Source organism: Streptomyces sp. NPDC056948 (genome assembly GCF_042674225.1).
In the GTDB taxonomy this organism is placed as follows: Bacteria; Actinomycetota; Actinomycetes; order Streptomycetales; family Streptomycetaceae; genus Streptomyces; species Streptomyces purpurascens.
Window position 1 is genome coordinate 1 of the sequence record NZ_JBHUQX010000381.1, and the last position, 9,309, is coordinate 9,309.

8 protein-coding genes are annotated in these 9,309 nt (G+C 71.4%); 6 read left to right on the forward strand and 2 right to left on the reverse strand.

Translation table 11 applies throughout. The features are described from left to right. Nucleotides 1-67 precede the first annotated feature (67 nt). Complete coding sequence (locus ACFTZL_RS35050) at nucleotides 68-391, reverse strand: antitoxin (protein ID WP_382591419.1); 324 nt, start codon at nucleotides 389-391, stop codon at nucleotides 68-70. A 27-nt stretch (nucleotides 392-418) separates the two neighbouring features. Next, complete coding sequence (locus ACFTZL_RS35055) at nucleotides 419-691, reverse strand: hypothetical protein (protein WP_382591422.1); 273 nt, start codon at nucleotides 689-691, stop codon at nucleotides 419-421. Between the two features lie 182 nt (nucleotides 692-873). Between ACFTZL_RS35055 and miaA the strand changes: the two genes are divergently transcribed. The 6 genes from miaA (at nucleotide 874) to hflX (ending at nucleotide 9,269) form a co-directional block, all read left to right on the forward strand. Beyond that, nucleotides 874-1,812: a tRNA (adenosine(37)-N6)-dimethylallyltransferase MiaA gene (gene miaA, locus ACFTZL_RS35060; RefSeq protein ID WP_382591425.1), complete on the forward strand. Its 939-nt coding sequence runs from the start codon at nucleotides 874-876 to the stop codon at nucleotides 1,810-1,812. A 107-nt stretch (nucleotides 1,813-1,919) separates the two neighbouring features. Continuing rightward, entirely contained in the window at nucleotides 1,920-2,507 is a 588-nt protein-coding gene (locus ACFTZL_RS35065; protein WP_382591438.1) for a hypothetical protein, read from the forward strand. A 170-nt stretch (nucleotides 2,508-2,677) separates the two neighbouring features. Next, nucleotides 2,678-3,556, forward strand: coding sequence for a diaminopimelate epimerase (gene dapF, locus ACFTZL_RS35070; RefSeq protein ID WP_382591428.1), 879 nt, complete (start codon nucleotides 2,678-2,680; stop codon nucleotides 3,554-3,556). Nucleotides 3,557-3,851: 295 nt separating this feature from the next. Next, on the forward strand, nucleotides 3,852-6,047 hold the full coding sequence (locus ACFTZL_RS35075; protein ID WP_382591431.1) for a RelA/SpoT family protein: 2,196 nt from the start codon (nucleotides 3,852-3,854) through the stop codon (nucleotides 6,045-6,047). 93 nt (nucleotides 6,048-6,140) lie between these two features. After that, nucleotides 6,141-7,649, forward strand: a complete 1,509-nt coding sequence (locus ACFTZL_RS35080) for a M1 family metallopeptidase (RefSeq protein ID WP_382591433.1) — start codon at nucleotides 6,141-6,143, stop codon at nucleotides 7,647-7,649. Nucleotides 7,650-7,775: 126 nt separating this feature from the next. Further along, nucleotides 7,776-9,269, forward strand: coding sequence for a GTPase HflX (gene hflX, locus ACFTZL_RS35085; protein WP_382591436.1), 1,494 nt, complete (start codon nucleotides 7,776-7,778; stop codon nucleotides 9,267-9,269). The last annotated feature ends 40 nt before the right edge of the window (nucleotides 9,270-9,309 follow it).

The following is a 9,309-nucleotide window of genomic DNA, read 5'->3' on the forward strand; positions in this document are numbered from 1 at the left end:
TTTCAGCACTGCTTTATTGCGTTACTGCGCTATTGAGTGCAGAAACCTGCGGTGCGCCGATGCGCACTCAGGAAGTGGGCGGCGGTCCCTCCGGCGGCTTGGTGCCGCCCGCGGTCGGCGGTGGTGTTGCGCCGCCGGCATCCCGCGGCGGTGTCGTGCCGGCCGTGTCCGGTCCGTTGTCGCCCTTGTGAGCGAGTCGGTCCATGGCGCCCTTGGCCTTGCCCGTACCCGACTGGATCTTGTCGCTGTACTTGCCCTTGGTCCTCTTGTCGACGGCATGCGCGGCCTTCTCGAGACCGTGGTGCACCTTGCCCTCGTGCCGCTGCGCGAGGTCCGAGACCTTGCCCTTGGCAGGGCCCAGCTTGGCCTTCATGTTGTCCAGGAGACCCATCGCTTCACCTTCCCTCGCGCGGGGCGGTCACGTACGGGCGCCCTCGCCGGCCTCGTTGTCTGCCGCCTTGTCGGTGGACTGCTGCTTGGGGATGTCGACGCCCTCGCCCTCGGTGGCCTCGGCGGGGGCCTCGGCACTCGCCTCGGCCGCTTCCGCGGCTCCGTCAGCCCCCTTCGCCTCCGGGGCCTCGGTCGCCTCCTCCGACTCGGGCCCGGCCTTCGCCGTGTCTGCCTGAGCCTCGGCGGCAGGCGCCTCAGCCGTGGCCTTCGACCGCCGGAGAAGTCGTGCAAAAACGCCCATATCCACTCCATACGTTACTCGTGCGGGCGAAATCCCGCGTTGCCCGGTGCGTCCGTTTGCGTGACCCGGGCCACCGCCTCGGTGATCCGGCGGCAGGAACCTCGCAACGGGCAACGACCCCGGAGCTGTCGCGTCACGTAACTCGTTCGAGAGCGGGGTTCGAGGTTTGCGAGACTGTGTCGGTGAGCAGTGCACCCACCGCCCCCCGCGTCATCGCCGTCGTCGGACCAACTGCGGCCGGAAAGTCCGATCTGGGCGTTTTTCTGGCCCAGCGCCTCGGTGGCGAGGTCGTCAACGCCGACTCCATGCAGCTCTACCGAGGGATGGACATCGGCACCGCCAAGCTGACGCCCGAGGAGCGCGGCGGAATCCCGCACCACCTCATGGACATCTGGGACGTGACCGTCACGGCGTCCGTCGCCGAGTACCAGCGCCTCGCCCGGGAGCGGATCGAGGCGCTGCTCGCCGAGGGCCGCTGGCCGATCCTGGTCGGCGGCTCCGGACTGTATGTGCGCGGGGCCGTCGACAAGATGGAGTTCCCCGGCACCGACCCCGAGGTCCGCGCCCGCCTCGAGGAGGAACTCACACTGCGCGGCTCGGGCGCGCTGCACGCCCGCCTGGCCGCTGCCGACCCCGAGGCCGCTCGCGCGATCCTGCCGAGCAACGGCCGCCGGGTCGTCCGGGCCCTCGAGGTGATCGAGATCACCGGCAGGCCCTTCACCGCCAACCTCCCCGGCCACGACTCCGTCTACGACACCCTCCAGATCGGCGTCGACGTGGCCCGCCCCGAGCTGGACGAGCGCATCGCACGCCGGGTCGACCGGATGTGGGACGCCGGCCTCGTGGACGAGGTGCGCGCACTGGAGGCGCAGGGGTTGCGAGAAGGGCGTACGGCCTCGCGCGCTCTCGGCTACCAGCAGGTCCTCGCGGCGCTTGCCGGGGAGTGCACGATCGAGGAAGCGCGGGCCGAGACCGTGCGTGCCACGAAGCGCTTCGCGCGCCGTCAGGATTCATGGTTCAGGCGCGATCCGCGGGTGCACTGGTTGAGTGGGGCTGCGGCCGATCTCACAGAACTTCCGCAGCTCGCGCTGTCCTTGGTCGAACGACCGGTTACAGCCTGATCACGTCATGGCATCGGGACGCCCAGGCCGTCATCCGGGCCTCCGGCGGCGTGCCATCATCGAGCTTCGATCGACCGAGTGAGTCCTAGTTGGGAGGGCGCGTGGCGATGGAGGCCGGCCCTCGCGACACCGCACATAGCACCGATCACATCACCGCCGACCGGGATGAATCGGAGCGTCTGGACGGCCCGGAGCACCGGGACGGACCGGAGCGCCTGGACGGGCCCGAGCCCCTGGACGGGCCCGAGCCCCTGGACGGACCCGAGCAGGAGACGGACCGTCTCAGCTCCGACGGGCCCGACGACGAGACGCAGGGTGTGACGGACGACGGCCCCGAGCCCGACGAGATGTTCGCGGAGGAGGTCGAGGTCGAGCTGCGCCCGCAGCGCCGGATGCGCATCTGGCAGCTCGCGCCCATCGTGGGCCTGGCCGCACTCGGCTCCCTGATGTTCGCGTTCCCGCTCGCCTTCGACTTCGGCGACAGCGGTGCCGTCATCGCCATGCTCGGACTGCTGATCTGCTCATGCGCGGCCGGCTGGGGCATGATGGCCGCCCGCCGCGTCGGCCACACCTGGCCGGGTCTGCCGGCCCGCGGCTCCGGCCGCAGACCGGACTGGCGGGTCGTCCTCACGTATGCCCTGGTCGTGGGCGTCGTGGTGGTCCTCGCCGTCTGGCGCGTAGCAAGGCTCCGCTAGCCACGGCGCCCTGAGGCCCGCGCCCCAAAGGGGCGCGGGGCTGCGTCGAACATGCGGCTCCGCCGCGCGGGCGCGACCAGCCACGACGCACCCGCACACCGCGACGGACCGCACGGGATCTCACCCCCCGCACTCGGCTCTCCCCGCGGAGCGACCCGTACGATCGAGGCATGAGCACGCGCACGCGGATCGCCTTCCTCAAGGGCCACGGCACCGAGAACGACTTCGTGATCGTCCCGGACCCCGAGAACACCATCGACCTGCCCCCGGCCGCCGTCGCCGCCCTGTGCGACCGCCGCGCGGGCATCGGCGGTGACGGGCTGCTGCACGTCGTGCGCTCCGCCGCGCACCCCGAGGCCCGGCACATGGCGGCCGAGGCGGAGTGGTTCATGGACTACCGCAACGGCGACGGCTCGATCGCGGAGATGTGCGGCAACGGCGTGCGGGTGTTCGCGCGCTACCTCCAGCGCGCCGGGCACGTGACCGAAGGAGACATCGCCGTCGCCACACGCGGGGGTGTGAAGGCCGTGCACATCGCCAAGGACGGTGACGTCACCGTGGGCATGGGCAGGGCGCTGCTCCCCGAGGGCGACGTCACGGTGAGCGTCGGTGAGCGGAGCTGGCCCGCGCGGAACGTCAATATGGGCAACCCGCACGCGGTCGCCTTCGTGGACGAGCTGTCCCACGCGGGTGACCTGCTCTCCCCGCCGCCCTTCAGCCCGGCCGCCGCCTACCCGGACGGTGTGAACGTCGAGTTCGTGATCGACCGCGGCCCCGGGCACGTCGCGATGCGCGTGCACGAGCGGGGTTCCGGCGAGACCCGCTCGTGCGGCACGGGCGCGTGCGCGGTCGCCGTGGCCACCGCCCGGCGCGACGGCGCTGACCCGGCGGCCACCGGCACCCCGGCGACATACACCGTGGACGTCCCCGGCGGCACCCTGGTGATCACCGAGCGGTCCGACGGCGAGATCGAGATGACCGGCCCGGCCGTGATCGTGGCCGAGGGCGAGATCGACTCGGTCTGGCTGGAATCCGCCACCGGCGCGTGAGCAGGGGGCGATCGGCCCGAAACAGCCGCGTGCCCTCGGCCACTCGTCCCGAAACCGCCGTAGGAACCGGCCACTTGGCGGAATCTTGACCGTCATGGTCGTGACGTAACGGGGCACAAACCTCACATTCATCCCTCGAATGGGTGATCAGTTTCACGCTCGGCGAGAGGCGGTCAGCCGGGCGTGGTGGGCTCGGTAGCATCAAGCACCGGCCCGGACGGGGGACCGAAGCCGCCCCGTGAGCCGTGTCCGCCCTGGGGCACCCGTCCGCCGGTCCACGCAGCCGGAGGTGCCCATGAGTGCGGAGGCCACGAATTCCGTGACCCCAGGCCCGATGCCGGGCGCGGTGTCATCACCGGTGACGCCGACGGCCCCGCGCAGAAAGGCCCGTCCCCGGATCGACCTGCGCCGCCTGGGCCGTGCCGCGCTCCTCGGCTCCGCCGCGCGCGACCGGCTGCCCGACGCCATCAGCCACGTGGTCGAGGCCCACCGCGCCCACCACCCCGAAGCCGACCTCGAACCCCTGCGCCACGCCTATGTCCTGGCCGAGTCCTCGCACCGCGGGCAGATGCGCAAGAGCGGCGAGCCGTACATCACGCATCCGCTCGCCGTGACCCTGATCCTCGCCGAACTCGGCGCCGAGACGACGACATTGACCGCGTCCCTGCTCCACGACACCGTCGAGGACACGGACGTGACGCTCGACCAGGTCCGCGACCAGTTCGGCGAGGAGGTCCGCTACCTCGTCGACGGCGTCACCAAGCTGGAGAAGGTCGACTACGGCGCCGCCGCCGAGTCCGAGACCTTCCGCAAGATGCTCGTCGCCACCGGCAACGACGTCCGCGTCATGTCGATCAAACTCGCCGACCGGCTGCACAACATGCGCACCCTCGGTGTCATGCGCCCCGAGAAACAGGAGCGCATCGCCAAGGTGACACGTGACGTGCTCATCCCGCTCGCCGAACGGCTAGGCGTCCAGGCGCTCAAGACCGAACTGGAAGACCTGGTCTTCGCGATCCTGCACCCCGAGGAGTACGCGCACACAAGAGAGTTGATCGTCCGCAACGCCGCCCGCGCGGACGACCCGCTCGCGGAGGTCGCCGACGAGGTGCGGACCGTGCTGCGCGAGGCGGACATCCCGGCCGAAGTCCTCATCCGGCCCCGCCACTTCGTCTCCGTGCACCGCGTCTCCCGCAAACGCGGCCGGCTCCGCGGCTCCGACTTCGGCCGCCTCCTGGTGCTGGTGAACGAGGACGCCGACTGCTACGGCGTCCTGGGCGAACTCCACACCTGTATGACGCCGGTGGTCTCCGAGTTCAAGGACTTCATCGCCGTACCGAAGTTCAACCTGTACCAGTCCCTGCACACGGCCGTCGCCCGGGAGAACGGCCAGGTCGTCGAAGTCCTCATCCGTACGCACCAGATGCACAAGGTCGCCGAGGCCGGAGTGGTCGCGCTCGGCAACCCCTACGCACCGGCCCCCGACGACCCGGCCGACGGCGAGCGCGTCGACCCCACCCGCCCCGGCTGGCTCTCCCGCCTTCTCGACTGGCAGGAGGCGGCGCCCGACCCGGACCACTTCTGGTCGACGCTGCGCGAGGACCTCGCCCAGGACCGCGAGATCACCGTGTTCCGGCCCGACGGCGGCACGATCGGCCTGCCCGAGGGGGCGACCTGCGTGGACGCCGCGTACGCGCAGTACGGCGAGGACGCGCACGCGTGCATCGGCGCCCGGGTCAACGGCCGCCTGGCGACGCTGAGCACCGTCCTGAAGGACGGCGACACCGTCCAGCTCCTCATGGGCCAGGACCCGGCGTCCGAGCCGTCCCGGGAGTGGCTGGAGCACGCCCACACACCCGCGGCCCGCATCGCCATTCAGCGGTGGCTGACCGCCCACCCGGCGCAGGCCGAGGCCCAGCGGAGCGAGGCCCGGGAGGACCGGCAGGCCGAGGAACGCGCGGCGGCTCCCCGGCCCGCCGGCGGCGACGCGTCCAGCACGGACGGGCCGGCCGCCGAGCAGGCTTCCGCCCACCCCGCCACCGGCCACGTCCTCGCCGACCTGCCCGACGCGGCCGTCCGGCTCGCCGGCTGTTGTACGCCCGTACCGCCCGACGCGATCACCGGCTTCTCCGTGCGGGGCGGAGCGGTCACCGTGCACCGCGTCGAGTGCGCCGCCGTGGCCCGGATGAAGGACGCGGGGCGTCCCGAGGTCGGCGTGCGCTGGGGCGACACCACCGAGTGCCGGGTCACGCTGGTCGCCGAATCGTTCGTCCGGCCCCATCTGCTCGCGGACCTCACCGAGGCCATGGCCCTCGAAGGCGCCGAGATCGTCTCCGCGACCGTCGAACCCCCGACCCAGCAGCAGGTACGCCACACGTACACCGTGCAACTCCCGGACGCGGCCCACCTGCCCGCCCTCATGCGCGCGATGCGCAACGTGGCCGGGGTGTACGACGTCAGCCGGGCGCAGCCGCAGACGCAGGGCGGCTGAGCAGGTACGGACGGACCGCCGGGCGGGTGAGCCCCGGCCGGGCCGGACGCGCGCCGTCCCCATCGCGCTCGCCTGCGCTGATAGCCGTGGGGCATGCTCCTCACCCCCCAGAGCCAGGCCCCCCGTTCGCGCCGTCGGAGAACGGCTGCGGCGCTGCTCGCCTCGGCCGTTTCCGTCTGCCTCGTCGCCGCGAGTGCCCCCGTCGTCCCGCTCGGCGTCGGCGACCGCCTCTTCCCGTACCTGGGCAACCCCGGCTACGACGTGGCGTCGTACGACCTCTCCTTCGCCTATCCCGGCAGCAACAGCCGGCCGCTGCGGGCCGTCACCACCATCAAGGCCCGGACGACCGCCGACCTGGACCGCATCAATCTCGACTTCGCCAACGGCACGGTCGACTCGGTCGACGTCGACGGCGAGCCCGCCGGGTTCAGCACCGCCGGCGAGGACCTGGTGATCACGCCCCAGGAAGCCGTGCCGGACGGCGACTGGATGCGGATCACCGTGCGGCACACCAGCGACCCCGTGTCCGCCAAGGGCCGGGAGAGCGGCTGGGTACGCACCACGGACGGCCTCGCCATGGCCAACCAGGCCGATGCCGCGCACCGCGTGTTCCCCTGCAACGACCATCCCTCCGACAAGGCGATGTTCACCATCCGGGTCACCGCGCCCAAGGACCTCACGGCCGTCGCCAACGGCCTGCCCGCCGGTGTGGCCAGGTCCGACGGTTCGACCACGTGGACCTACCGCACCCATCACCCCATGGCCACCGAGCTCGCCCAGGTCTCCATCGGCCGCTCCACCGTGCTGCACCGCACCGGCCCGCACGGGCTGCCCGTACGGGACGTCGTACCGATCCGGGACCGCAAGGCGCTCGAACCCTGGCTGAGGAAGACCCCCGCCCAGATCGCCTGGATGGAGAAGAAGCTCGGCCGCTACCCCTTCGAGACGTACGGCATGCTCGTGGCGGACGCCTCCACCGGCTTCGAACTCGAGACCCAGACGCTCTCCCTCTTCGAACGGGAGCTCTTCACCGAGTCCGCCTACCCGGAGTGGTACGTCGAGTCGATCATGGTCCACGAGCTGGCCCACCAGTGGTTCGGCGACAGCGTCAGCCCCCGCACCTGGTCGGACCTGTGGCTCAACGAGGGATACGCCACCTGGTACGAGGCGCAGTACGCCGAGGTGCGGGGCGGCAAGCCGATGCGGGACCGTATGAAGGACGCGTACAGCGCCTCCGACGGCTGGCGGGCGCTCGGCGGCCCGCCCGCCGCCCCGAAGGTTCCCGAGCCCGGCCGCAAGACCGGCATCTTCCGGCACAACGTGTACGAGGGCGCGACGCTCGTCCTGTACGCCCTGCGCGAGGAGATCGGCCGCCCGGCCTTCGAACGCCTGCAGCGCGCCTGGGTCGGCCGCTACCAGGACGGCACGGCCTCGACCCAGGACTACATCCGGCTCGCCGCCGAGATCTCCGGGCGTGACCTGAACGGCTTCTTCAAGGGCTGGCTGTACGGAGAGAAGACCCCGCCGATGCCGGGACACCCGGACTGGAAGCCTCAGGCGGCCGCGAAACCGGCTGCGCCCGCGCCGGGAGCCGCCCGATAACACGGTGACGAGACGCCCCGTGCCGTGCGACTATCGACGGGTCGGCGCGGCACGGAGCGCCGGGAATCTCCCGGAGTGCTCGTGCGTTCTGCACAGTGAACGGCTTCCCAGCTACGTAAGGATCCAATGACCTCCTCTTCTTCCCCTTCCCAGGACACCAAGAGCTTCACGCAGAGCCACCCCGAGGGTCTTCGGGCCGATGCCCTGATGGAAGAGGACGTCGCCTGGAGCCACGAGATCGACGGAGAGCGGGACGGCGAACAGTTCGACCGCTCCGACCGCGCGGCCCTGCGCCGTGTGGTGGGCCTCTCCACCGAGCTCGAGGACGTCACCGAGGTCGAGTACCGCCAGCTCCGCCTGGAGCGGGTCGTGCTCGTCGGCGTCTGGACCTCGGGAACCGTGCAGGACTCGGAGAACTCCCTCGCGGAGCTCGCCGCCCTCGCGGAGACGGCGGGCGCGCTCGTGCTCGACGGTGTCACCCAGCGTCGCGACAAGCCCGACGCGGCCACGTACATCGGCTCCGGCAAGGCCGAGGAGCTGCGGGACATCGTCCTCGAGTCGGGCGCGGACACCGTCATCTGCGACGGTGAGCTCAGCCCGGGCCAGCTCATCCACCTCGAGGACGTCGTCAAGGTCAAGGTCATCGACCGTACGGCCCTGATCCTGGACATCTTCGCCCAGCACGCCAAGTCCCGAGAGGGCAAGGCACAGGTCGCGCTCGCGCAGATGCAGTACATGCTGCCGAGGCTGCGCGGCTGGGGTCAGTCGCTGTCCCGGCAGATGGGCGGCGGCAAGGGCGGCGGCCTCGCCACCCGTGGTCCCGGTGAGACCAAGATCGAGACGGACCGGCGGCGGATCCGCGAGAAGATGGCGAAGATGCGCCGGGAGATCGCGGAGATGAAGACCGGCCGCGAGATCAAGCGCCAGGAGCGCAAGCGCAACAAGGTGCCCTCGGTCGCCATCGCGGGCTACACCAACGCCGGCAAGTCCTCGCTGCTCAACCGCCTCACGGGCGCGGGCGTGCTGGTCGAGAACGCCCTGTTCGCGACCCTCGACCCGACCGTGCGCCGGGCCGAGACCCCGAGCGGACGGCTGTACACGCTGGCCGACACCGTCGGCTTCGTCCGCCATCTGCCGCACCACCTGGTCGAGGCGTTCCGCTCCACGATGGAGGAGGTCGGCGAGTCCGACATGATCCTGCACGTGGTGGACGGTTCGCACCCGAACCCGGAGGAGCAGCTGGCCGCCGTGCGCGAGGTGATCAGGGACGTCGGCGCCACCGACGTACCCGAGATCGTCGTGATCAACAAGGCCGACGCGGCCGACCCGCTGACCCTGCAGCGGCTGCTGCGCGTCGAGAAGCGGTCCATCGCCGTCTCGGCCCGCACCGGCCAGGGCATCGACACGCTGCTCGCGCTCATCGACAACGAGCTGCCGCGCCCGTCGGTCGAGATCGAGGCGCTCGTGCCGTACACGCACGGCAAGCTGGTCGCCCGCGCCCACGACGAGGGCGAGGTGATCTCCGAGGAGCACACCCCGGAGGGCACCCTGCTCAAGGTGCGGGTGCACGAGGAGCTGGCGGCGGAGCTCGCGCCGTTCGCTCCGGCACCGGCGCTCTGACGTAGGCGCGCAAGCACGCCGAAGGCCCGCTCCCTGTCCC

Excerpts from the sequence above, each read along its gene's own strand:
- ACFTZL_RS35050 (WP_382591419.1), bottom strand. The coding sequence starts at position 391 with ATGGGTCTCCTGGACAACATGAAGGCCAAGCTGGGCCCTGCCAAGGGC.
- ACFTZL_RS35055 (WP_382591422.1), bottom strand. The coding sequence starts at position 691 with ATGGGCGTTTTTGCACGACTTCTCCGGCGGTCGAAGGCCACGGCTGAG.
- ACFTZL_RS35065 (WP_382591438.1), top strand. The coding sequence starts at position 1,920 with ATGGAGGCCGGCCCTCGCGACACCGCACATAGCACCGATCACATCACC.
- dapF (WP_382591428.1), top strand. The coding sequence starts at position 2,678 with ATGAGCACGCGCACGCGGATCGCCTTCCTCAAGGGCCACGGCACCGAG.
- ACFTZL_RS35075 (WP_382591431.1), top strand. The coding sequence starts at position 3,852 with ATGAGTGCGGAGGCCACGAATTCCGTGACCCCAGGCCCGATGCCGGGC.
- ACFTZL_RS35080 (WP_382591433.1), top strand. The coding sequence starts at position 6,141 with ATGCTCCTCACCCCCCAGAGCCAGGCCCCCCGTTCGCGCCGTCGGAGA.
- hflX (WP_382591436.1), top strand. The coding sequence starts at position 7,776 with ATGACCTCCTCTTCTTCCCCTTCCCAGGACACCAAGAGCTTCACGCAG.